Source organism: Cryptosporangium phraense (assembly GCF_006912135.1).
GTDB lineage: Bacteria > Actinomycetota > Actinomycetes > Mycobacteriales > Cryptosporangiaceae > Cryptosporangium > Cryptosporangium phraense.
Map to the genome: position 1 here is coordinate 247,832 of NZ_VIRS01000001.1, position 22,010 is coordinate 269,841.

At 73.0% G+C, this 22,010-nt stretch carries 22 protein-coding genes; 11 read left to right on the forward strand and 11 right to left on the reverse strand.

The annotated features are described in order from the left end of the window. Positions 1–6: 6 nt before the first annotated feature. A complete protein-coding gene (locus tag FL583_RS01110) occupies positions 7–942 on the reverse strand; it encodes a LysR family transcriptional regulator (protein ID WP_142702523.1) in 936 nt (311 codons plus the stop codon). A 91-nt stretch (positions 943–1,033) separates the two neighbouring features. Between FL583_RS01110 and FL583_RS01115 the strand changes: the two genes are divergently transcribed. Next, complete coding sequence (locus FL583_RS01115) at positions 1,034–2,233, forward strand: MFS transporter (RefSeq protein ID WP_420843108.1); 1,200 nt, start codon at positions 1,034–1,036, stop codon at positions 2,231–2,233. Here the strand turns inward: FL583_RS01115 and FL583_RS01120 are convergent. Then, positions 2,211–2,849, reverse strand: a complete 639-nt coding sequence (locus FL583_RS01120; protein ID WP_142702525.1) for an O-methyltransferase — start codon at positions 2,847–2,849, stop codon at positions 2,211–2,213. The genes FL583_RS01115 and FL583_RS01120 overlap by 23 nt on opposite strands. Positions 2,850–2,921: 72 nt before the next feature. Here FL583_RS01120 and FL583_RS01125 point away from each other — a divergent pair, with 72 nt between their 5' ends. Beyond that, a complete protein-coding gene (locus FL583_RS01125; protein WP_142702526.1) occupies positions 2,922–3,473 on the forward strand; it encodes an ArsR/SmtB family transcription factor in 552 nt (183 codons plus the stop codon). A gap of 65 nt (positions 3,474–3,538) precedes the next feature. Continuing rightward, complete coding sequence (locus FL583_RS01130; RefSeq protein WP_142702527.1) at positions 3,539–4,390, forward strand: FAD-dependent monooxygenase; 852 nt, start codon at positions 3,539–3,541, stop codon at positions 4,388–4,390. Positions 4,391–4,436: 46 nt separating this feature from the next. Here the strand turns inward: FL583_RS01130 and FL583_RS01135 are convergent, their stop codons facing one another. Beyond that, positions 4,437–5,384 (reverse strand): nucleoside hydrolase, encoded by a 948-nt coding sequence (locus FL583_RS01135; RefSeq protein WP_142702528.1) that lies wholly within the window; start codon positions 5,382–5,384, stop codon positions 4,437–4,439. A 23-nt stretch (positions 5,385–5,407) separates the two neighbouring features. Between FL583_RS01135 and FL583_RS01140 the strand changes: the two genes are divergently transcribed. Beyond that, positions 5,408–5,998: a hypothetical protein gene (locus tag FL583_RS01140; protein WP_142702529.1), complete on the forward strand. Its 591-nt coding sequence runs from the start codon at positions 5,408–5,410 to the stop codon at positions 5,996–5,998. A 22-nt stretch (positions 5,999–6,020) separates the two neighbouring features. Then, complete coding sequence (locus FL583_RS01145) at positions 6,021–7,943, forward strand: RyR domain-containing protein (RefSeq protein WP_142702530.1); 1,923 nt, start codon at positions 6,021–6,023, stop codon at positions 7,941–7,943. Here FL583_RS01145 and FL583_RS01150 read toward each other — a convergent pair. Further along, on the reverse strand, positions 7,924–8,553 hold the full coding sequence (locus FL583_RS01150; protein WP_142702531.1) for an RlpA-like double-psi beta-barrel domain-containing protein: 630 nt from the start codon (positions 8,551–8,553) through the stop codon (positions 7,924–7,926). The two genes, FL583_RS01145 and FL583_RS01150, sit on opposite strands and share 20 nt — an antisense overlap. A 143-nt stretch (positions 8,554–8,696) precedes the next feature. Beyond that, on the reverse strand, positions 8,697–9,743 hold the full coding sequence (locus FL583_RS01155) for an MBL fold metallo-hydrolase (protein WP_142702532.1): 1,047 nt from the start codon (positions 9,741–9,743) through the stop codon (positions 8,697–8,699). 36 nt (positions 9,744–9,779) lie between these two features. Here FL583_RS01155 and FL583_RS01160 point away from each other — a divergent pair, with 36 nt between their 5' ends. Then, the gene (locus tag FL583_RS01160; RefSeq protein WP_240746540.1) at positions 9,780–10,733 is read left to right on the forward strand and encodes an asparaginase; all 954 of its coding nucleotides are present in this window, start codon (positions 9,780–9,782) and stop codon (positions 10,731–10,733) included. On the opposite strand, the gene FL583_RS01165 is transcribed toward FL583_RS01160, so the two are convergent. Both FL583_RS01165 and FL583_RS01170 read right to left on the reverse strand, forming a co-directional pair. Beyond that, positions 10,730–11,758: an LLM class flavin-dependent oxidoreductase gene (locus FL583_RS01165; protein ID WP_142702533.1), complete on the reverse strand. Its 1,029-nt coding sequence runs from the start codon at positions 11,756–11,758 to the stop codon at positions 10,730–10,732. The genes FL583_RS01160 and FL583_RS01165 overlap by 4 nt on opposite strands. Continuing rightward, positions 11,758–12,144, reverse strand: a complete 387-nt coding sequence (locus tag FL583_RS01170; protein ID WP_142702534.1) for a hypothetical protein — start codon at positions 12,142–12,144, stop codon at positions 11,758–11,760. The genes FL583_RS01165 and FL583_RS01170 overlap by 1 nt, the downstream gene beginning before the upstream one ends. Positions 12,145–12,206: 62 nt before the next feature. On the opposite strand from FL583_RS01170, the gene FL583_RS01175 reads away from it, so the two are divergent. Further along, positions 12,207–13,703, forward strand: a complete 1,497-nt coding sequence (locus FL583_RS01175; protein ID WP_142702535.1) for an esterase/lipase family protein — start codon at positions 12,207–12,209, stop codon at positions 13,701–13,703. 9 nt (positions 13,704–13,712) lie between these two features. Here FL583_RS01175 and FL583_RS01180 read toward each other — a convergent pair whose 3' ends face one another. Then, positions 13,713–14,618, reverse strand: coding sequence for an MSMEG_6728 family protein (locus FL583_RS01180; protein ID WP_142702536.1), 906 nt, complete (start codon positions 14,616–14,618; stop codon positions 13,713–13,715). Next, on the reverse strand, positions 14,619–16,076 hold the full coding sequence (locus FL583_RS01185; RefSeq protein WP_142702537.1) for a GntP family permease: 1,458 nt from the start codon (positions 16,074–16,076) through the stop codon (positions 14,619–14,621). It abuts the gene before it with no gap. A 200-nt stretch (positions 16,077–16,276) separates the two neighbouring features. Here FL583_RS01185 and FL583_RS01190 point away from each other — a divergent pair, with 200 nt between their 5' ends. The 4 genes from FL583_RS01190 to FL583_RS01205 all read left to right on the forward strand — a co-directional run bounded on the left by FL583_RS01190 (position 16,277) and on the right by FL583_RS01205 (position 20,118). Continuing rightward, complete coding sequence (locus tag FL583_RS01190) at positions 16,277–16,720, forward strand: pyridoxamine 5'-phosphate oxidase family protein (RefSeq protein ID WP_142702751.1); 444 nt, start codon at positions 16,277–16,279, stop codon at positions 16,718–16,720. Between the two features lie 135 nt (positions 16,721–16,855). Beyond that, positions 16,856–18,103 carry an MFS transporter gene (locus FL583_RS01195; RefSeq protein WP_142702538.1) on the forward strand — a complete coding sequence of 416 codons (1,248 nt, stop codon included), beginning with the start codon at positions 16,856–16,858 and terminating at the stop codon, positions 18,101–18,103. Between the two features lie 36 nt (positions 18,104–18,139). Next, complete coding sequence (locus FL583_RS01200; RefSeq protein WP_142702539.1) at positions 18,140–19,132, forward strand: LacI family DNA-binding transcriptional regulator; 993 nt, start codon at positions 18,140–18,142, stop codon at positions 19,130–19,132. A 107-nt stretch (positions 19,133–19,239) separates the two neighbouring features. Continuing rightward, positions 19,240–20,118 (forward strand): endonuclease domain-containing protein, encoded by an 879-nt coding sequence (locus tag FL583_RS01205; RefSeq protein WP_142702540.1) that lies wholly within the window; start codon positions 19,240–19,242, stop codon positions 20,116–20,118. 44 nt (positions 20,119–20,162) lie between these two features. On the opposite strand, the gene FL583_RS01210 is transcribed toward FL583_RS01205, so the two are convergent. After that, positions 20,163–21,116 (reverse strand): heme-dependent oxidative N-demethylase family protein, encoded by a 954-nt coding sequence (locus tag FL583_RS01210; RefSeq protein WP_142702541.1) that lies wholly within the window; start codon positions 21,114–21,116, stop codon positions 20,163–20,165. Beyond that, positions 21,116–21,955: an aldo/keto reductase gene (locus tag FL583_RS01215; protein WP_142702542.1), complete on the reverse strand. Its 840-nt coding sequence runs from the start codon at positions 21,953–21,955 to the stop codon at positions 21,116–21,118. Before FL583_RS01215 ends, FL583_RS01210 begins: the two co-directional genes overlap by 1 nt. Positions 21,956–22,010 lie beyond the last annotated feature (55 nt).

Sequence of the window (22,010 nt, forward strand, 5' to 3'; positions counted from 1 at the left end):
CCATTCCTACCCGATTCGGTCCACCCAACTCGGCATCCACACATCTTCGGACCGCCGATCTCCGCGGCCGGACGCGAGATGGTCCCGCAGGAGGGCCAGGCCCGGGTGCGGGTTGTCGGCGCGCCAGATCAGCGACATCGGGTAGATCGGCGTCGGGTTCCGGATCGGGATCCGGCGCAGGCCGAAGCTGTCCGGCCACAGGTACCGCGACCCCTCCCCGACCAGCGTCGCCAGCTGCGCCGTCGCGGCGATCTCGGCCAGCTGGGCCTCGTACCCGAACACCGGCCCGGCCACGTCGATCGTCAGGCCGAACGCCGCGGCCAGCTCGTCGTAGTAGTCGGTCCACTCGGTCTCCGGCGCGAGCCCCGGCATCCAGAGCCGATGTCCGGCGAGCTCCGACACGGAGACCGAGCCCGCGAACGCCAACGGATGATCCGGCCCCACCAGCAGCTGGTGCGCGTCGTCGATCACCCGCGCCGCGGTCAGGGGCGGCGCCAACGCGCCTCGCACCGCGTGGAACGTCGCGTCGATCGTGCCCGCGGCGACGGCCTCGGCCGCCGCGTTCACGTTCGCGTCCAGCATCGTCACGACGTCCAGATCGACGTCCGGATGCTGACGGTGGAACTCCTGCAGGACCCCGGCAGGCGCGATGCGCCGGCTGTGGACGTCGACGCGCAACGCGCGCCGGCCGGGGCGGACCGACGCGTCGGCGCGGTCGGCGACGCGGAGCAGCTCGCGGGCGTGCGGCAGGAAGGCCTGGCCGTCGACGGTCAGCCGGACGCCCCGCGGGGTGCGGGTGAACAGCACGACGTGCAGGTCGCGCTCGAGGGCGGCGACGCGTTTGGACACGGCCTGCTGGGTGACGCCGAGCGCGGCGGCCGCGTCCTGGAACTGGCCGATGTCGACGGCGGCCACGAACGTCCGGACGGCCTGGAGATCCACGGACCTAGCAATACAACATCCGGTTGTGGCGCGCCGAGGCCACCGTTGTTTGAACCCGCACGGCCCCGGGCGGTGGGATCGCCCGGTGGATCTGGGGCGGCAGTTCCGGTGGCTGTGGGCGTCGTTCGCGGTCAGCGCGTACGGGTCGGGGCTCGGCTTCGGCGCGTTCCCGCTGATCGCGGTGCTCGTGTTGCACGAGGGGCCGGCCGCGGTGTCGGCGCTCTCGGCGGTGGCGCCCGCGGTGGGGGCGCTGATCGCGGTGCCGCTGGGGCCGTGGGTGGAGCGCCGGCGCAAGCGTCCGGTGATGATCGCGACGGACCTGGCCCGGTTCGCGGTGCTGCTCACGGTGCCGATCGCGTATGCGCTGCACCGGCTGTCGTACGTCCAGCTGGTGGGCGTCGCCGTGGTGATGGCGGCGGGGAAGATCGCGTTCAACGCGGCGGCGGGCGCGTACCTGAAGGCGGTCGTCCGGCCGGACGGCCTGCTGGTGGCGAACGCGCGGTTCGAATCGACGACGTGGAGCTCGATCGCGGTGGGGCCGCCGCTCGGCGGGGCGGCGATCGGGGTGTTCGGGCCGGTCGTCACCGTGGTGGCGGACGCGTGCAGCTACGGGTTGTCGGCGCTCTGCCTGACCGCGGCCGGGGCCGGGGGGCGGCCGGAGTCCTCGGGCCGGGCCGACGTGCTCGGTGGGTTCCGGTTCCTGGCCGGACATCCCGTGCTGCGACGGTTGTTCGTCAACCAGCTCCTGGTCGCGGGCCTGATCATGGCGACCGAGCCGTTGCTGGCCGTGCTTCTCCTCCGTGACCTGGGGTTCGCGCCGTGGCAGTACGGGCTGGCGTTCGCGGCGCCGTGCGTCGGCGGGTTGATCGGGTCGCGCCTGGCCCGGCCGGTGGTGGAGCGGTTCGGCCGGCGGCGGGTGCTGGTCGTGGTCGGGACGCTGCGGGCGGTCCCGCTGCTCGGGCTGGCGTTCGTGCGGCCGGGGGTGGCCGGGCTGGTCACGGTGATCGGGGTCGAGCTGGCGATCATCGTCGGCATGAGCCTGTACACGCCGGTGCTGGCCACGTACCGGCTCGAGCAGGCGCCGCCGGAGCTGGTGGCGCGGGCGCTGACCGCCTGGTCGATCGGGAGCAGCGGGTCGATCGCCGGGCTGAGCGCGCTCGGGGGTGTGGTGGCCGCGGCGACCGGACCGCGGGCCGCGATCGCGCTGGCCGGGGTGGTGATCCTGGGGACGCCGTGGCTGCTGCGTCGGGTCGAGGTTCCGCTGAGCTCTAGCGCTTCCGGACGAGCGTGACGCCGTCGCGGACCGGGAGCATGACGGAGTCGACGCGGTCGTCGCGGACCACGTCGTCGTTGAGGGCACGCATCGGATGGGTGGAGTGCGCGTCGAGCACCCGGCCTCCCATCAGGACGTTGTCCAGCAACAGGACGCCGCCGGGCCGCAGCCGGGGCACGAGTTCGGCGTAGTAGTCGCGGTAGCCGGGCTTGTCGGCGTCGACGAACGCGAGGTCGATCACCGGGTCGCCGGGGAGCGCCCGCAGCGTGTCGATCGCCGGGGCGATCCGCAGGTCGATCCGGTCGTCGACGCCCGCGCGCTTCCAGTAGACGCGGGCCAGCGACGTCCACTCGTCGGAGACGTCACAGGCCAGCAGGTGCCCGTCGGCGGGCAGGCCGCGGGCGATGCACAGGGCGGAGTACCCGGTGAACACGCCGACCTCGACCGCGGTGCGCGCGCCGGTCAGCTGCGTGATCAGCGTCAGCAGGCGTCCTTCGTCGGCCGAGACCTGCATGCCGGCCGCACCCGGGAACTGCTCGCGCGTCGCAGCGGCGAGGTCTCGCAGGATCTCGTCCTCGGCGGTGGCGTGGGCTTCGAGGTAGTCGACGAGCGCGGGCGCGATCAGATCGTCCATGGCGCAAGCGTCGAGGATTCTCGTCGCTTACGCAAGGTTGAAAAAGTGGCGAAGAATTTGGACACTTGCCCGATGGCCGACGGCGAGCTGGTCCTCCGCGAACCCGCGCAGTTCAAAGCGCTGAGCCATCCGCTCCGGCACCGGCTGCTGATGGCCCTGCGACAGCGCCCGGCGACGCTCGCGCAGCTCGCCGAGGCGGTCGGGTCGACGAAGGGCACGGTCGGGTACCACGTGCGGGTGCTGGTCGACGCCGGCCTGGTCCGCCCGGCCCACACCGGACGGGTGCGCGGGGGCACCGAGCAGTACTACGAGCCGTCCGGCGGCGCGCTGCGGTTCGCCGCCGACGCGCCGGTCGGCGGGGAGTTCCTGGTGCGGGCCGCACTCGGCGAGATGCTGCCGGGCGGCCCGGAGCTCACCGTCCTGCGCCACGTCCGGCTGACCACCGCGCAGGCCGAGGCCCTCGTCGCCGACGTGGAGCGGTTCGCCGGGAGCGAGCGGTTCGCCGGGGGTGAGCAGTTCGCCGGGGGTGAGCACGGCGGAGCGTCCGGGGAGCAGTACGGGCTGCTGGTGAGCCTCTACCGGGCCGACATCCCGCAGCTCCCCCCGGATCACGTGAACTCGTGATGGTGCGGAGCGGTCGGCGCCGCGAGCATGGGCGGGCGTAGACCAGCTCGTCGAGGAGACCCGATATGACCGTGCTGATCGTCGGCGCGGGTCCGACCGGGGCGTTCCTGGCGCTGGAGCTGGCCCGGCACGGCGTGCCCAGCGTCGTGCTCGACCGGGCCACGGCCGCCCCCGCGCGGCCCGAGCCGGCCCTGCTCGACGACCCGAGCGTCGCCGCTCTGCGGAGGATCGGCGTCGACCTGTCCGGCGGCCTCGCCGCCTCGCTGCGCGCCGCGGCCGCCGGCCATCCCCTCGTCGGCCTCCGCCCGGGCTGGACGTTCACCGGTCTGCTCGCCCCGGGCGAGGGGGTGCGCGCGGTCGCGCTCGACCGGGCGGCCGGGGTGCGGCACGTTCTCGAGGCCCGGTACCTGGCCGGGTGCGACGGGGCCCGCAGCACGGTCCGGCAGTGCCTGGGCATCCCGCTGGACGGGCTGCCCGACCCGGTCCCGCACTGCTCGATCTACTACCGCACCGCCGGCCAGGACCAGACCGTTCAGGTCGTCCGGCTCCGGGTCGCCGCCGGTGACGCGATCCCGACCGACCCCGTCGCACTGCTCCGGGCCGCGCTCGGCGACCGGCTGGCCGCCGCCGAGATCCTCGACGTCGTCCAGTGGGACGACGCGCTGCCGGTCGCGACGACGTACCGGCGGGGCCCGGCGTTCCTGGCCGGCGAGGCGGCCCACTGGTTCTCGCCGCCGAGTGAGGACGCGTCGCTGAGCATCGCCGACGCCGTGGCGCTGGCGGCCGTGCTCGCCGGGCACACCGCGCTGGACTCCTACGAGGACGCGCGCCGCCCGGCCGCATGCCGGGCCCGCGACCGGCTGAAATCACGTGATCACGTGATGACCGAGCACCCCGGTTCGGGTCAGCCTTGGTGAAGCCGGCGCCGGTGGCAGTGTGGGAGGGGTCCACTGCCACCGGCGCCTACCGGCTCGTCAACACTTCCATCAGATGCGGCGCGAACGGGGCGGAAATCTCCAGTACCAGCCGGTTCCGCGCGGTCGGCTGGGCCGGGTAGCCGACCCGCTCGCCGCGCAGGTCGCAGATCGTCTGACCGCGCCCGGGCCCGTCGGTCTCGTCCACCACGATCTGGACCGCCGGGGCCAGCGTCGGCGTGACCCCACCGGCCGCGATCGCCGCCGCCAGCGGGTCGTGCAGCGCCGCGCAGCGTCGTCCGTACGTCCCGGTGTAGAAGCTGAAGTAGACGTCGAGCATCGCGCCGACCGCGCGCGGGACCGGCTGCGCAGCACCCAGCAGGACCGCCCGATCGGACTCCTCCAGCGTGTTCTCCAAGGTCAGGTCGAGCGGCACCAGCGTCAGCGGCCAGCCCGCGTCCAGCACCCGGGCCGCCGCCTGCGGATCGTTGAAGATGTTGGCCTCGGCCACCGGCGTGACGTTCCCCGGCGACTTCGCCGCTCCGCCCATCACGACGACGCTCTCGACCAGCGACGGCAGCGCGGGCTCGCGGTCGACCGCCCGGGCCAGGTTGGTCAGCGGCCCGATCGCGAGCACGCGCAGGTCGCCCTCGTGCTCGTGGGCCAGCCGGATCAGCAGGTCGGCCGCGGACGAGACCGGCTCCCGGCCGCAGTGCGGCAGGTCGACCCCGCCGATGCCGTTGTCGCCGTGGACGTGCGCGGCACCGCCCGGCCAGGCCCCGGCCAGCAGTTTCTCCGCGCCGACGGCCACCGGCACGTGGTCGTGCCCGCCCAGCGCGAGCAGGTCGAGCGTGTTCCGGGCGGCCCGGTGGGCGTCGATGTTGCCGAAGACCGTGCCGACGCCGACCAGGTCGACGCCCGGGTGGGCCATCAGGTAGGCGATCGCCATCGAGTCGTCGATGCCGGTGTCGCAGTCCAGGTAAACAGGCCGACCCATGCGCCGGATGTTATCCCTAAGGTATGCAACGGTTGCGGTTCGATGGGTGGATTGCCGGACTCGGCTCGGCCAGCGGCACCCGCCTGGTCCTCGGTCACTGGCCCGGCTCGCCGTTCGGACCCGTCTCCGACGTCATGGTCGAGGACGCCACCGGCCTGCGGACGCTCTACGCGGCGACGTCCGAGCTGGCCGAGTTCGTCGCGGCGACGTACCGGTTCGACGCCGTCCGGGTCGTCCCGGTCGACGTCACGCGGACCGGGTCGCGGTGGAGCGTCGAGGCCGGGCCGCTGCGGTTCGGATTCACGACCGGGCGTCGTAGCCCGCTCGGGCAGCTGCTGCGCGTGGTGCCGCCGGTGCTGGCCCGTACCCCGGCCTGGATCCGGCTGATCGATCTGCCGGCCCGGCTCGTCCTGCCCGGCGTCCGGACCCACGGCAGCGCGGGCAACGGCCGGTACGAGTGGTACGGGGCCCGCGACCTGTACCCGATCGTGTCCGCCGACGGCCCGGACCTCGGTGGACTCGCCCCGATCGACCCGCCGGTCCGGTTCGGATTCGGCTCGACGCCCCGGGCACCGTCGCTGGTACGGATCACGACGATCGTCGCCGTCCCCTGAGGACCCCTGCGAAACTGGAGGGGTGACGACCGAGACCGACGCGCGGCTGAACGGCGGCGTCGCCGTCTCGTTCCCGGTGCGGGTCGGCGTCGGCCTCGCGGCGATCGCCGCGTTCGTCCTCGGGTTCGTCGGGCTGCCCCAGCACATCGCCGACGTCAACCGGGCCGGCGGCGGCTTCCGGACCAGCGTCGTCGACGTGCTGTACTACGACCTGCAGATGTTCGTGCTGGACTCCGACCCGGTGGAGGCCGGGGCCACGCTGCCGGTCACGCTCCAGATCGCCCGGTTCCTGGCTCCGGCCACGGCCGCGTACCTGATCTTCGTCACCGCCCAGTCGGTGATCGCCCGGCAGCTCGAGGCGGTCCGGGCCCGGACCGCCCGCGGGCACGCGGTGGTGTTCGGCAGCGAGCCGGCGGTGGGCGCGGTCGTCGCCGGGCTGCTGGCCGACCCGGCCGCCCGCCGGCGCTGGCGCCGGTCACGGCGGCGCCGCGTGGTGCTGGTCGCGCGGGAGGCGCCGAGCGCGGCCGACCTCCTGCGCCACGTGCGCTGGATCCCCGGCAACCCGTGGGACGCGGCCGCGCTGCGCCGGGCCCGGGCCCACGTCGCCGCCGAGGTGTTCGCGCTCTCCGACGACGGGACCGCGAACGCCCAGGCCGCGGTCGTCGTCGCGAACCTCCTGGCCGACATCCCGGGACGGCAGAAGGGCCCGGTCTTCTACGGCCAGATCGACGACGAATCGCTCTACGCCTCGCTGATCGCCCGCGAGATCTCGCACTCCGACGACCTGCGGCTCGAACTGTTCAACCCGCTCGACCGGATCGCCCGCCGGCTGCTGGCGACGCACCCGCCGGACACGTCGGACGGGACGCCGCTCGTCGCGGTGGTCGCCGACGGGCCGATCGTCGGCACGATGCTCGGTGCGCTGGCCGGGTGGTGGCGCGCCGTCCGTGCCCCGGCCGGCCCCGCGCTCGACGTCCGGGTGCTCGACGTCCCCGCGCTCGACGGCCCGGCGCTCGACGTCCGGGTGCTGGACCCGACCGGGGACGGGCGGGCCTGGACGGCGGCCACGCACACGACCGCGCTGCGGGTCGGGGCGGCGCCGTTCGACCGCGGGATCCGCGAGCTGGCCGCCGAGCGGGCCGCCCGCACCCCGGCCGTGCCGACGTTCGTGTACGTGTTCGCCGGCTCCGACAACGAGGCGATCCGGCGCGGCGCGAAGGTCCGCTCGGCCCTGCACGACGCTCGGCGCGCGCCCCACGTCGTCGTCGCGGTGACGACGCCGGGGATCTCGCTCGACCTGGTCACGACGGCCGCGGCCGGGGACTCGGCGGGCGATCCGGCCCGCCGGTGGATCTCGCTGTTCAACGTGACCAACGAGGTCTACGCGCTGGACGACCTGCGGCTGGGCGCCGGCGAGCGGATGGCTCGGGCGATCCACGACGCGTACGTCCGGGCCTGTGCGGCGCGGGGCGAGACCGTCGAGACCAACCCGTCGATGGCCCCGTGGGACCGCCTCTCCCCCGACCTGCTGGCGTCGAACCGGGCCCAGGCCGCCGACCTCGGGCCGAAGCTGCGGTCGATCGGCTGCGTGCTGGCCCCGACGACGACGAACGCCGAACCGTTCGCGTACCAGGGCGACGAACTCGAGCGGCTCGCGAGGCTCGAGCACGACCGCTGGGTCCGCAGCCGGACGAGTCTCGGCTGGACGTTCGGCGAGCGGCGCGACGCGGTGTCCCGGCAGCACCCGGACCTGGTCTCCTGGGACGAACTGGGCGAGGCCGCCAAGGGCCTCGACCGGCAGGCCGTCGCCGCGATTCCGCTCGTCGTCGAGACCGTCGGCTTACAGGTCGTACGCCTCGAACCCGGTGCGGGAACCGGGTCCGAGGCGGGACCGTCCCCCTTGGCGGAGGGGGAGCACGGAGAACTCAGCCGACGCGTTCGATGAGCGCGCGCCGGATGAGGAACTTGCCGGGCTCGCGGACCTGCTCGAACGCCGCGTTGTTGAGCAGCGCGCAGCTTCCCGACGGCCCGGTGACCCGGACGGTGACCGACTTGTTGTTGTCGAGGTTCGTGACCCGCAGCTGGGTACCGACCGGGAACTGGTTGCTCGACGCGGCCGGGGCGCCGTCCTCGCCCGAGAGCGTCACGGTGTTGCCCTGACACACGACGTCGCCGTCACCGGCCGGGGCCGCGGTCGACGGATCCGCAGCCGGGGCGGCCGGGGCCGGGTCGGCGGCGGGCGCGGCCGGGTCGGCGGCGGGCGCGGCTGGGGCCGCGGCCGCGTCGCCCCCGTCGGCCACCACGTTCGCGGTGCAGCCGGCGACGACCCGGCGCTGCTGGATCAGGTCCACCACGGCCTGCCGGTTCGCGATCCGGGCGTCGGACAGCGCGTCCGGGTTGCGCCGCTGGCCGGCGATGAAGTTCAGGTTGTTCTTCAGCGCCTGGTCGAGGCCGCCGCAGTCTTCCTTCGGCGCACCGGCCTGCACGGCCGGGCGCTCGTCGGCGTTGCCGACCCCGATGCTGACGGCGAAGGCCCCGCCGAACACGAGCGCCATGCCCGCACCGATAGCTACCAACCGACGCTTACTCGACTTCCGAATACCCACGGCACACCCTTTGTCCGTCTCTTTGGCACCTTCGATACAGAGGTACGGACAGTTCCGAACGACCGGTTCGGAACTCAGGCTGCTCTTAAGGTTCAGGCCGCGGCGGTCAGCCGGTAGGTGGTGCCGGAGCTGCTCGGGACCCAGGCGTCCGGGAGCGCGGTCGCCAGCGCCTGCTGGGCCCGCCAGCCGGAGCAGTGCCCGGCCACCAGCAACGCCGGGGCCAGCGCGGACAGGGCGTCCACAGTGGGCGCGATGATCGGCTCGAAGTACGGTCCACTCAGGTGGAACCCGCCGATCAGAGCGTGCAGCCGGTCGACGCCGGTCAGCCGCATCGCGTGCCGGGCGATGTTGACGACCCCGGCGTGGCCGCAGCCGGTGACGATCACCAGCCCGGCCCCGCGGACGTGCACGACGAGCGCCTGGTCGTCGATCACGGTCGGGTCGGGGGCCCAGCCCGACGCCGTCCGGGCCTGGTGGGCCGGCGGCATCCCGCGCTCGTACTCGGTCGTGCGGTCGATCTCGCCGGTGATCAGGACGCTGCCGTCGACCAGCAGCGACGGGTGCCGCCGTTCGATGACGTCGAAGCCCTCGCGGCGCAGCGCACCGGCCGACAGCGTCGGCAGGTCGATCGGGTCGACGCCGGGAGGCGCGAGCCGGCGGCGGCTCCAGACGTTGGGGTGGACGGTGAGCGGGAGGCCTCGCCTCCGCAGACCGGCGAGGCCGCCGGTGTGGTCGAAGTGCCCGTGGCTGAGCACGACGCCTTGGACGTCGCCGAGGTCGAGGCCGAGCCGGCCGGCGTTCGTCGTCATGCCGTCCGGGGAGACGCCGGTGTCGAACAGCAGCGTGGAGGTCGTCGCGCCCCGGCGGACGCGCACCAGCGCCGAGAAGCCGTGCTCGGCGCGAAGGCCCGGCTCGGTCCGCCCGCTCTCGAACAGCGGCGCCTCGACCGAGCCGAGGCCCCGGGTCGGTCGTTCGACGCCGTTCCGCGAGGCCAGCAGGGCGTCGAACGAGTTGTCGATCAGCGTCGTGACCGTGACCTCGTCGACCGGCTCGAGCGCGATCGGGTCGACGGCGGGCCCGTCGGCCGGGCGGGGCGCGGAGGCCGCGCGGTCGGGCGCGCTGCCGGGTTCCAGGCACATGCCGACACCGTACTGGGAGCCCGCATACTGGGCATCGTGTCTGATACCTCCCTGCCGGTTCTCGCCCGGGTGACCCGTTCCGGAATCGTCGAGAGTCGCCATCACGGCTCGCTGGTCGTGCTGGACACCGCCGGTGAGGTGCACACCGCCCGGGGGGACGTGACCTCCCCGGTGTACGCCCGCTCGTCGCTCAAGCCGATGCAGGCCGCGGCGATGCTCGAGTCCGGCGCCGACCTGTCCGGCGAGCTGCTCGCGCTGGCCGCGGCCAGTCACGCGGCCGAGCCGTTCCACGTCGACGGGGTGCGGGCGATCCTGGACCGGGCCGGGCTGCCGGTGGACGCGCTGCGCTGCCCGCCCGGGACGCCGCTCGACCCGGTGGTCGCGGAGGCGGTGCTGCGGGCCGGCGACCCGACCGATCCGCGACTCTGGATGAACTGTTCCGGGAAACACGCGGGATTTCTGCTGGCTTGTAGAACGTCGAACTGGGCCACGGGGTCGTACCTGGACGTCGGACATCCGCTGCAGGCACGGGTCGCGGCGGAGATCGCCGGCGCAGCCGGGGAGCCGGTCGCGCACCTGGGGATCGACGGGTGCGGCGCGCCGACCGCGGCGCTCGGCCTGACCGGCCTGGCCCGGGCGTTCGGCGCGTTCGTCCGGGCCGAGCCGTCCTCGGCGCGAGGGCGGGTCGCGGCCGCGATGCGCGCGCACCCGGAGTACGTGGCCGGGACCCGGAGGCCGGACACCTGGCTGATGCGGGGCGTGCCGGGCGCGCTGGCCAAAGGCGGGGCGGAAGGGGTCGTGGCGGTGGCGCTGGCCGACGGCCGGGCGCTCGCGGTCAAGATCGAGGACGGGTCCCAGCGCGCGGTCTGGCCGGTGGCGGTCGCGGCGCTGCGCGCGCTGGGAGTCGACGCGCCGGTGCTCGACCGCCTCGCCCGGGCCCCGATGCTCGGTGGTGGCGCCGAGGTCGGCGCGGTCGAGGCCGTTGTTTAGTCCTCGGCGAGCAGCTCGCGGACGCGGGGGACGACCTTGGTGCCGTAGAGCTCGATCGCCTTCGCCATGTGGACGTGCGGGATCGCGCCGTTCGTGTACTTGAGGTCGAAGCGCTCGACGCCCAGCGCGCGGACCGTGCGGGCGATCTTCTGGGCCACGGTCTCGGGTGAGCCGAGGTGCAGCGCGCCGTGGTTGATGTCGGACTCGAACCGTCCGCGGGTGTACTTCGGCCAGCCGCGCTCGGCGCCGATCCGGTTCTGCATCGCCAGCGCGTGCGGGAAGACGATCTCCTTGGCCTCCTCGTCGGTGTCGGCGACGAAGCCCGGCGAGTGGACGGCGATCGGCAGCGGGTCCCGGCCGAACTCGGCGAGCGCCCGGTGGTACAGCTCGACGAACGGCGCGAACCGGGCCGGGTCGCCGCCGATGATCGCCAGCGCGAGCGGCAACCCGTACCGGGCGGCCCGGACGACCGATTCCGGGCTGCCGCCGACGCCGATCGACGCGGCCAGCGTCCCGGAGTCGGTCTTCGGGTAGACCTGCTGGTTCTCCAGCGGCGGGCGGACCGTGCCGCTCCAGGTCACCGGGCCGCCGCCGTCCAGTAGCGCGACCATCAGGTCGAGCTTCTCGCTGAACAGCTTCTCGTAGTCGCGCAGGTCGAACCCGAACAGCGGGAACGACTCGGTGAACGACCCGCGCCCGAGCGTCACCTCGGCCCGGCCACCCGAGATCGCGTCGAGCGTCGCGAACCGCTCGTAGACCCGCACCGGGTCGTCCGAGCTCAGCACCGTCACCGCGGTACGCAGCCGGATGCGCGTCGTGCGCGCGGCGATCGCCGCCAGCACGACCTCCGGCGCCGAGATCGCGAAGTCGTCCCGGTGGTGCTCCCCCACGCCGAAACTGTCGACGCCGACCTGCTCGGCGAGCACGCCCTCCTCGACGACGTCCCGGATCACCTGGGCGTACGGGACCTGCTCACCGGCCAGGTCGACGCTGCGGTCGCCGAACGTATCGAGCCCGAACTCCACTAGCGCTCCCCCTCGGTTCGGAAGTACTCCCGGGCCGACGCCGGGACGGTGAGCAGGGCCACCACCGCGCCGGACAACACGATCCGGGCCAGATCGACGAGCACCGGGCTGTGGTCGTCCGGGTCGACGAGCGTCAGGATGCCGAAGACCAGCGACAACCCGGCCACGATCACCGTCCACATCCGGTAGGCCCGCAGGCCGCGCCGGACGCCGAACGTCAGAATGCCGAACGACGCCGCGAACAGCAGCGGGAACACCGGGTCGGGCCCGCGGCCGGTGGCCAGCTTGACGATCGCGAGCCCGGCGAGCCCGAGCGTGATCAGGGCCAGGAGCGCGAGCGCCCCGAGAACGGGAGCAGGCGGCCGCGTACGGACGGTTCCGGTCACCCCGCCGAGATTACGTGGTGACCCGGAAGCGCCCGAGACCCGCCGCTTCCACACTCGACGCCATGGAGACGAGCGAGTACCTGCCGATCGTGTACGTGCGGGGGTTCGCCGGCGGTACCGACGGCATCAACCGGGTGGTCACCGACCCGTTCTACGGGTTCAACGAGGGCTCGACCACCGTCCGGGTCGGCGGCGACGGCGAACCGCTGTTCTTCCAGTTCGAGAGCCCGCTGCTGCGGCTGCACCTGGACGAGGGGTACGAGATCGGCGGGCCGCCGTCGACGCTCGACACTCCCGCGGCGGTGAAGCCGAACAGCATCTGGATCCACCGGTTCTACGACGTCTCGGCCAGCACCTGGGGCGAGAAGCCGCAGGCGTACAGCCTCGAACGGGCCGCCGACGACCTGTTCGGGCTGATCGAGAAGCTGCGGGCGAGGAGCGGAGCGCCGCGCGTCCACCTGGTGGCCCATTCGATGGGCGGGTTGATCTGCCGGTGCCTGCTGCAGAAGGTGCTGCCGGACAAGGGCCTGGATCCGGCCGACTGGGTCGACAAACTCTTCACATACGCGACGCCGCACGGCGGGATCGCCTTCGACGTCGGGTTCGGCCTGCTGGAGCGGCTGCGCGATCTGACCGGGATCGACGGCGCCGACATCTTCGGCCGGGACCGGATGTACCAGTACTTGACCCCGGCGGCCCAGCGCGGCGGCCGGCCGCCGGCCGGCTGGAAGCCCGAGGAGATGCCCGACGACGGGTTCCCGAAGGAGCGGGTGTTCTGCCTGATCGGCACCAACCCGGAGAACTACGACGTCGCCCACGGGCTGTCGTCGTTCGCGGTCGGGCCGAAGAGCGACGGGCTGGTGCAGATCGAGAAGGCGTACGTGCCCGGGGCCCGGCACGCGTTCGTCCACCGCAGTCACAGCGGTCCGTACGGGGTGGTCAACTCCGAGGAGGGCTACCAGAACCTGCGCCGGTTCCTGTTCGGGGATCTGCAGGTGCGGGTGGACCTGCTCGGCGCGCTGCCCCGGACCGATCGGCGGATCTCCTGGCAGGCCGAGGTGCGGCTGTCGATCCGCGGGCTGGCGATCGTGATGCACGAGCAGACCGCCGACCACTGGTGCCCGATCCAGCTCTCGCTGCCGTCGTCGGACGACACCCCGGACACGCCGTATCCGCTGCTCACGTTGTTCCTGTCGAGCTCGGCGCCGCGGCCCGACCAGGCCGCGGGCATGCGCTACGGGCTGCACCTGCGGCTGCTCTCGGTCGAGCAGACCGACCACACGCTGTGGTTCGGCAATCATCTCGAGCGGGTGGCCGACTTCGACGACATCCTGATCGTCGACATGGACGCGGGGGCGTCGGGGCTGCGTGCGGCGGCGAAGTGGAACTCCGGGATCGTCGGGGCGCTGCGCGACTACGAGCCGGGCGAGGACGAGCGCCTGGCCGACGAGAACCCCGAGCCGGGCGTCTGGCTGGCGAACGTCCGCCTGCCGAGGACGGCCGAGCCGATCCTCGGCCCGGACGCGCACCTCCGTCTGACGGTCACGGCCCGTTCCTAGCCCGGGCGGTCACGGGCCGGGCGTGGCCCGGGCCGGGTCGAGGACGGTGCGGAAGAAGCCTCGCGGGTCCTGTAGGGACGACGGCGGACGCACGGCAGCGCGCGGGACGACGTGGCCGAACCGGGCCGGGCGGCGGTGCGGCAGCGGCTCCCCCGGCACCCACTGGTAGTCGCCGACGATCTCGCCGAGCAGCAGCCCGGCGCCCTGCTCGACCGGCACCCCGACCAGGTCGCCGGGCTTCGCGTCGTCGAGGAAGGCGGAGAGCTGACGCAGGGCCTTGGCCGGGCGTCGGCCCGACAGTTCCTTGGCCAGGTCGCGCAGCTCCACCGGGTCGAGCCCGGTCGCGTCGACGTCGACACCCGACTCGGTGCCGACCCCGACGAGCCCCTGGCCGAGCGCGGTGCCGAGCGCCTCGGCGGTGGCCGGACGAACCACCCAGACGTCAGCGCCTTCGGGCCCCGCCGGCGGCCGCACGTCGTCGGCGGCCGGCCAGACGTACGGCAGGTCGTCGGGGGTGTCGGGAAAGCGGGGCCGGTAGAACGCCGGGTCCTTGGCGATCAGGTTCGAGCGGTGCGACCGGTGGACGTCCTCGTCGCCGACCCAGCTCGGGAGCAGGCCGGCCGCCTCCTCCTGGGTCAGCCCGGCCGCGTCCGGCGCGAACTCGGCGATCAGCGGCGCGGTGCTGTCGGCGAAGCCCCGTTCGCGCCACTCCCGGACCATCGCCAGGCCGTAGACGACCAGCCCGGCGGTGCGTCCGCGCCACATCGTCGTCACCGGGTGGTTCGCCCAGCCGTAGTCGGGCAGTTCGAGCGCGCGCAGCACCTGGAGCGTCTCGACCCGCTGCTTGCCCAGCCGGGGCGAGTCGAGGAGAGCGGCGGAGGACGCGAAGTCGGCGACCGGGAGGAACGTCTGCAGTTAGACCACCACACTGAGGAGAAGGACACCGATCAGGCCGCAGACCGAGATGATGCACTCCATCACGGTCCAGGTCTTGAGGTTCTGGGCGACGGTCGTACCGAGGTACTCCTTGATCAGCCAGAACCCGGCGTCGTTGACATGGGAGAGGAACAGCGAGCCGGAGCCGATCGCGAGCACCATCAGCGAGACGTGCGAGCTGGACAGGTCGGCGGCCACCGGCGCCAGGATGCCCGACGCGGTGACCGTGGCGACGGTCGCCGAGCCGGTCGCGACCCGGATCAGCACGGCGACGATCCAGGCCAGCAGCAGCACCGGCAGCGCGCTGCCCTCGACCGCGTCGGCGATGATCTGGGCCAGGCCGGTGTCGATGAGCACCTGCTTGAGCCCACCACCGGCGCCGACGATGAGCAGGATCCCGGCGATCGGCGGCAGCGAGTCGCTGAGCGTCGTGGCGATCGCGCTACGGTCCATCCCACCGCTGCGACCGAGGCCGACGATGCCGACCAGGACCGCGATCGTCAGCGCGATCAGCGGGGTCCCGACGAAGTCGACCGCGTCGTGCAGGGTGCTCTCCGAGTCCGGCGCGACGACGTCGGCAATGGCCTTGGCCAGCATCAGCACGACCGGCAGGAGGATGCAGGCGAGCGTGACGCCGAAGCTGGGCCGTTTGCGGGCCGGCACCGCCGGACCGTCCGGGTCCTCCGCTTCGGCCTCCCTCGCCTCCGCGGACCCGGTGTCGGAGCCGGCCGGCCTGCGGTCGTCGTCGGTGGTGAACAGGTCCGGGACCGGGATGTCGACCCACTTCGCCGCGAACCGGCTGAACAGCGGGCCGGCGATGATCACGGTCGGGATCGCCACCAGCAGCCCCAGCGCCAGCGTGAGCCCGAGGTTCGCCTTCAACGCCGACACCGCCACCAGCGGACCCGGGTGCGGCGGCACCAGCCCGTGCATCACCGACAGGCCGGCCAGCGTCGGGATCGCGATCCGGAACAGCGGCAGCCCCGACCGGCGCGCCACCAGGATGATCACCGGGATCAGCAGCACGACGCCGATCTCGAAGAACATCGGCAGGCCGATGATCGCGCCGACCAGCGCCATCAGCCAGGGCAGGCTGCGCGGCCCGGCCCGCCCGACGAGCGTGTCGACGATCTGGTCGGCACCGCCGGAGTCCGCCAGCAGCTTCCCGAACATCGCGCCGAGCCCGATCAGCAGCCCGACCGAGGCCATCGTGTCGCCGAAGCCCTTGCTGAAGCTCGTCGCGGTGTCGGCGGCCGCCTGTCCGGCGCCCAGGCCGAGACCGATCGCGCCGACGGTCAGCGCGATGAACGGATGCATCTTGACCCAGGTGATCAGCACCACGACGACGGCGATGCCGAGCAGCGCGGCGATGATCAGCCGCGGATCGGAGCCCACCGGCTCCGGGGCGTCGGCCGCGAGGACGGTCGCTATCTGCATGAGGTCTCCCGGTCCCTCTCCCCGGCACGGCCGAGGACGGGCGACGCCGCCCGCGCCCGACGCTTACCCACACCGGGCCCACTCTTCACATGACGGGGACCCCTACCGTCCGGTAAACCGGAGGGCGGACCCGAACCCGAGGAGGCGCTGTGGTCGACAGTGACGTGCTCAGCACGCAGAAGCGTGGACGCCGGATCGCGATGTCGAAGGAGGAGCTCGATGCGTTCCTCGCCGACAGCCGCACCTGCCGGGTCGCCACGCTGACGTCCTCGGGCGCGCCGCACGTCTCCCCACTCTGGTACGTGTGGGACGGGACGTCGCTCTGGCTGTACTCGATCGTGAAGAGCCAGCGCTGGGCCGACATCGTCCGCGACCCGCGGGTGGCGGTCGTCGTCGACGCCGGGCACGAGTTCTTCGAGCTGCACGGCGTCGAGCTGCGGGGCACGCTGGAGCAGGTGGGCGAGGCCCCGCGGACCGGCGCGGAGTCGATCCCCGAGCTGGAGGCGGCCGAGAAGCTGTTCGCCGTGAAGTACTTCGGCAGCGCCGACGACGGGCCGATGCACCACGACGGACGGCACGGCTGGGTGAAGCTCACGCCGACCAAGATCGCGTCCTGGGACCACCGCAAGATCGCCGACCTCTGAGAGCTCCGAGCGGGCGGCACCGCGTCCCTGTGACCTTCTGCACTAGAACGTTCCAGACGAACGGAGTTACGCTGAACTGCGTCTTTCGATGACTCGCGCGCCGGTGCGCAATCGGAACCGTACCGGGAGGGGTCTGTGGAACGGGTTGCTCCGGCGCGCCGCTGGGCGGCCGTGCTGTCGCTGGCACTGGGCGGGTTCGCGGTCGGGCTGACCGAGTTCGTCGCGATGGGCCTGCTGCCGGAGATGGCGCAGGGCCTCCTGCCCGGCGTCTACGACCGGTCGGTCGCCGACGCGGTCGCGCGCACCGGCTGGGCGATCACCGCGTACGCGCTCGGCGTCGTCGTCGGGGCGCCGCTGCTGGCCGCGCTGACCGCCCGGATGGCCCGCAAGACGCTCGTCGTGCTGCTGCTCGCGCTGTTCGTGATCGGCACCGTGGCCTCGGCGATGGCGCCCAACTTCCCGCTCGTGCTGGTGGCCCGCTTCCTGGCCGCACTGCCGCACGGCGCGTACTTCGGTGCGGCCGGGATGGTCGCGGCGACGCTGATCGGGCCGGGCAGCCAGGCCAAGGGCTTCGCCGCCGTGCTGTCCGGGCTGACCGCGGCCAACGTCTTCGGCGTCCCGCTCATCACCAGCCTCGGTCAGGCGACGAACTGGCGGATCGCGTACCTGGCCATCGCCGGGATGTTCGTGCTGACGCTGATCGCGGTGCTGGCCACGGTGCCGCCGATCGCGGCCGCGCCGGGCGGCTCGCCGCGGGCCGAACTGGAGGCGTTCCGGCGTCCGCAGGTGTGGCTGGCGGCCGCGGTCGCGGCGATCGGCTTCGCCGGGTTCTTCTCGGTCTACAGCTACATCGCGCCGATCACCACCCACGTCGCCGGGCTGTCGGAGTCGGCGGTGCCGTGGGTGCTGGCGACGATCGGCGTCGGCATGACGGTCGGGAACCTGCTCGGCGGTGCGGTCGGCGACCGGAACATCAAGCGCAGCATGACCCTCGGCATGATCGCGGTGATCGTGACCGTGTCACTGTTCGGGCTGCTGGCCTCGCACCCGGTCGGGCTGTTCCTGACCGCGTTCCTGGTCGGGGCCGCCTGCCTGGTCAACGCGCCGGCCCTGCAGGCCCGGCTGATCTCGGTGGCGCCGGGGGCGCAGCTGATGGGAGCGGCGATCAACCAGTCGGCGACGAACGTCGCCAACAGCCTGGGGGCCGCGCTCGGTGGGGTCGTGATCGCCCGCGGGCTCGGGTACACGTCCCCGGCCTGGGTCGGGGTGGTGCTCGCCGCGGTCGGGCTCGCCCTCGCGCTGGTCAGCTTCCGCCTCGACCGTCGTGCCCTTCCCGTGCACGAGCACCATCCGGACGCTACGCGGGCCGGCGCCGTCGTCTGACCCATCGCGGGTTTGCGGGGTCGGTAGGGTACCCGGATGCGCACAGGCGAGCGTCGGCCGACGCTGGCGGACGTGGCCGCGCAGGCCGGGGTCTCGACCGCGCTGGCGTCGATCGTCATGCGCGAGGCCCCCGGAGCGAGCGCCGCCACCCGCCGGCGCGTCCTCGAGGTCGCCGAGCAGCTCGGCTACCACCCCGATGCCCGGGCCCGCCTGCTCCGGAGCGGACGCAGCCGGCTGCTGGGCGTCGTCTTCGGGGTGCAGCACGCGTTCCACGGCGACCTGGTGACCGGCCTCTACGACGCCGCCGAGGATCTCAAGTACGAGCTGACGCTGAGCGCGGTCACCGAGCGCCGGGGCGAGCGCCGGGCGATTCAGGCGCTGCTGCAGGATCGGTGCGAGGCGCTGATCGTGCTCGGGCCGCAGTCCTCCACCGCGTCGCTGGCCGCGCTGTCGGCCCGGCTGCCGGTGGTGGCGGTCGGCCGCGGGCTCCGGCACCGCGCGCTGGACGTCGTCCGCAGCGACGACGTGCTCGGGCTGCACCTGGCCGTGGACCATCTGGTCGCGCTCGGGCACCGGCGGATCGTGCACATCGACGGCGGGCGGATGCCCGGTGCCGCCGAGCGCCGGCGCGGCTACCGCGAGGCGATGCGCCGCCACGGCCTGGACGACGAGATCCGCGTGGTGCCCGGGGGTCCGACCGGCGAGGACGGCGCCGCCGCGGTGTCGCTCATCCGGGACCTGCCGACCGCGATCACGGTCTTCAACGACCTGGCGTCCACGGGTGTGCTGGACGCGTTGCGCCGAGCGGGGGTGTCGGTGCCGGAGGACGTCAGCGTGATCGGCTACGACGACAGCCGCCTGGCCCGCCTGACGTACCTGGACCTCACGACGATCGCCCAGGACACCGCGAGCATGACGACGCTGGCGGTGACCCGAGCGCTGGCCCGCATAGAGGGCGAAAAGGTGCCCCAGCGCGAGCTGGTGATCCCCCCACACCTGGTCCCCCGGGGGACGACCGCCGCGCTTTGACGACTTTCCGGGGTTCTGCGGGCCCGCAGAACCCCGTCAAGTCGTCAATCCGCGGGGGCTGTGGATGGGCGACGCGCCCGGGGCGCGGGCTCCGGGAGAGTAGGCGGATGGCTCGTCCTCCTTCGCGCCCTCACGAGCTCCGGCGCGGCCCGTTCGTGGGGTCCGCGGCGATCGCCCGTGGCCTGATCACCGCGGACCAGCTCCGGGGCCGGAGAAGCTGGCGGCGGTTGTTCCGCGACGTGTACGTCGACGCCGGCCACCCCGACACTCACCTCCAGAAGTGCCTCGCCGCCCGCCTGATCCTCCCGGCCGGAGCCGCGCTCACCGGGGTGTCCGCGGCCTGCCTGAGCGGCTTACCGCTCGGCGAGAAGACCGACGACGTCGCGGTGCTCGTTCCGGCCGGTTGCCGCTTCACGCGTCGCGGTATGAGCGTGAAAAGGACGGCGTGGCTTCCGCTCGGGCACATCGTCGACGGGAACCCGCCGATCACGGCGGCGACGCGCACGGCCTGGGAGATCGCGTCGGGCAACGACCTGGTCGAGGCGGTCGTGGGGCTCGATGTGCTGTTCGCGCACCAGCGACCCCGGAAAGCGGCGATGGCCGCCTGGACGGAGAATTTCCCCCGCAGCAAGGCAGCTCGCGCCATCGCGCTCGCCGATCCGCGCGCGGAGTCGCCCCAGGAGACGCGCACCAGAGTCCGCCTCGTGCTCGCCGGATTCCCCCCGCCGACCACGCAGCACGAAGTCTTCGCCGACGACCGTTTCGTCGCGCGCGTCGATCTGGCCTGGCCGAACGCCAAGGTCGCGCTCGAGTACGACGGCGCCCACCACGTAGGCGACACCAGGCAGATGGCACACGACCGCGAACGCCTCAACAAGCTCCAAGCGGAGGGCTGGCTAGTCCTCCACCTGACCGCCGCCGACCTCAAGAACGAGCACCGCTGGGCCGCGTTCGTCAGGCAGCTCCGTGGGGCGCTCGCGCGTTGACGACTTTCCGGGGTTCTGGGGCCCCTCAGAACCCCGATACCTCGTCAATCGGCGAGGAGCCACGCGGCAGCGGCGGCGCGGAACGGCGAGAGGCCCTTGTAGGTGGCCATGTCCTCGGGGAGCTCGCCCAGCACCCGGCCGAACCGCACCCGCCACTCCGGCACCGTGGCCAGCTCCTCCAACGAGCACAGGTAGGTACGGATCAGGAACAGGATCGCGCCGGAGTAGCCCAGCCGAATCAGGTGCTGCACCTCCACCCGCAAATACAACCGGCGCGCCAGCTCGACCCCACCCAGCGACCCCGCCGACGCGCGCGCCGGCCCCCACACCTCGTACGCCTCGGTCGACTGGTCCAGGTGCCCGTCCAGCGTCGCCGACCAGTTCGTGCGCCGGTACTCCTCCCCCGGCGCCAAGCGCATCAGGAACCGCTCGGCCCGCGAGACGACCCCCTCGGACGCGATCCGCGGCACCGGCGCGTGAATCTCCGAGAACCGCATCCCGACGTCGAACCCCAGCGACCAGCCGGCCGCGAACGTCACCACGCCGGCGTCCGCCCACAACGCGCCCTCGCGCTGGTCGAGCACCACCACGTCGTCCTGGATCTGGGACGCGAGGAACCCCAACGGCCCGCCGGGCAGGAAATCCCCCACCGCGAACGTCACGGAAACGTCCAGCAACGCGTTCCGCCAGCGGTAGCCGCCGCCCACGGCGTCCAGAGAAAAGACGTCCGGATAGGCGGAGGCCAGCTCGCGCAGGACCGTCAGCAACGCGTCCCAGCAGGCCGGAACGGCGTGCGGGAGCACGCACGAACGGCCACCGTCCCGGGCCAGGATCTCCGACCGGAGACGGAGGTCGGCGCGGTAGCGGTCGTCCACGTCGAGCAGGCCACCGCCCCACGAACCGGCCGCGGTCGGCACGACCGTCCGGGCCCGTTCCACGTTCGTGCCGTACCGGAAGGTGTCGGCACGGAACGGGAACGGGAAGCCGGAAACGGACATCAACCGGTGATGGCCGCCACCTCGGCCGGCGTCAGCTGCAGGCTGGCCGCCGCGAGGTTCTCCTCCAGGTGCTCGATCGAGCCGGTGCCCGGGATCGGCAGGATCTTCGGCGAGCGCGCGAGCAGCCAGGCCAGCACGACCTGCCGCGGCGAGACGCCGTGGTCGACCGCAGCCTGCTTGACCGCCGGGTTGTCGGCGCTGATCGGCGCCCACGGCAGGAAGACCAGCGACTCCTGCTCGCACAGGTCGACGACGGTCTCGGACGAGCGGTCGTCGGCGTTGTAGCGGTTCTGCACCGACACGATCGGGGTCAGGCCCTGGGCGATCGCGATCTGCGTCTCGTCGAAGTTCGAGACGCCGAGGTGCCGGATCTTGCCCGCGTTCTTGGCCTCGATCAGGACGCCGAGCGACTCCTCGATCGGCACCTTCGGGTCGGGCCGGTGGAACTGGTACAGCGGGATCTGCTCGAGCTTGAGCCGCTTCAGGCTGCCATCGAGCGCCTTGACCAGGTGCTCGGGGCTGCCGTTGACCGGCCACTGGCCCGGGCCGGTGCGCTCCAGGCCGCCCTTGGTGGCGATGACCAGGTCGTCCGCGTACGGGTAGAGCGCCTCGGCGATCAGCTCCTCGGACACGTGCGGCCCGTACGAGTCGGCCGTGTCGATGAAGTTGACGCCGAGCTCGACCGCGCGGCGGAGGACGGACTTGGCGACCTCGCGGTCCGGCGGGTCGCCCCAGATGCCGTCCCCGGTGATCCGCATGGCGCCGAATCCGAGACGGTTGACGGTCAGGTCGCCGCCGACGTCGATCGTGCCGGCAGCAGCAGCGTTGGGCTCAGTCATTCGGCAGGACTCCTTCTTCTGGATGCCTTCACCCTGAAACCTACGCCTGCCACCC

Bases quoted from the DNA above. Each gene is read 5' to 3' on its own strand.
- FL583_RS01120 (WP_142702525.1), bottom strand. From the start codon at position 2,849: ATGGACGATCTGATCGCGCCCGCGCTCGTCGACTACCTCGAAGCCCAC.
- FL583_RS01125 (WP_142702526.1), top strand. From the start codon at position 2,922: ATGGCCGACGGCGAGCTGGTCCTCCGCGAACCCGCGCAGTTCAAAGCG.
- FL583_RS01130 (WP_142702527.1), top strand. From the start codon at position 3,539: ATGACCGTGCTGATCGTCGGCGCGGGTCCGACCGGGGCGTTCCTGGCG.
- FL583_RS01135 (WP_142702528.1), bottom strand. From the start codon at position 5,384: ATGGGTCGGCCTGTTTACCTGGACTGCGACACCGGCATCGACGACTCG.
- FL583_RS01140 (WP_142702529.1), top strand. From the start codon at position 5,408: ATGCAACGGTTGCGGTTCGATGGGTGGATTGCCGGACTCGGCTCGGCC.
- FL583_RS01150 (WP_142702531.1), bottom strand. From the start codon at position 8,553: ATGGCGCTCGTGTTCGGCGGGGCCTTCGCCGTCAGCATCGGGGTCGGC.
- FL583_RS01155 (WP_142702532.1), bottom strand. From the start codon at position 9,743: ATGTGCCTGGAACCCGGCAGCGCGCCCGACCGCGCGGCCTCCGCGCCC.
- FL583_RS01175 (WP_142702535.1), top strand. From the start codon at position 12,207: ATGGAGACGAGCGAGTACCTGCCGATCGTGTACGTGCGGGGGTTCGCC.
- FL583_RS01185 (WP_142702537.1), bottom strand. From the start codon at position 16,076: ATGCAGATAGCGACCGTCCTCGCGGCCGACGCCCCGGAGCCGGTGGGC.
- FL583_RS01190 (WP_142702751.1), top strand. From the start codon at position 16,277: ATGTCGAAGGAGGAGCTCGATGCGTTCCTCGCCGACAGCCGCACCTGC.
- FL583_RS01200 (WP_142702539.1), top strand. From the start codon at position 18,140: ATGCGCACAGGCGAGCGTCGGCCGACGCTGGCGGACGTGGCCGCGCAG.
- FL583_RS01205 (WP_142702540.1), top strand. From the start codon at position 19,240: ATGGCTCGTCCTCCTTCGCGCCCTCACGAGCTCCGGCGCGGCCCGTTC.
- FL583_RS01210 (WP_142702541.1), bottom strand. From the start codon at position 21,116: ATGTCCGTTTCCGGCTTCCCGTTCCCGTTCCGTGCCGACACCTTCCGG.
- FL583_RS01215 (WP_142702542.1), bottom strand. From the start codon at position 21,955: ATGACTGAGCCCAACGCTGCTGCTGCCGGCACGATCGACGTCGGCGGC.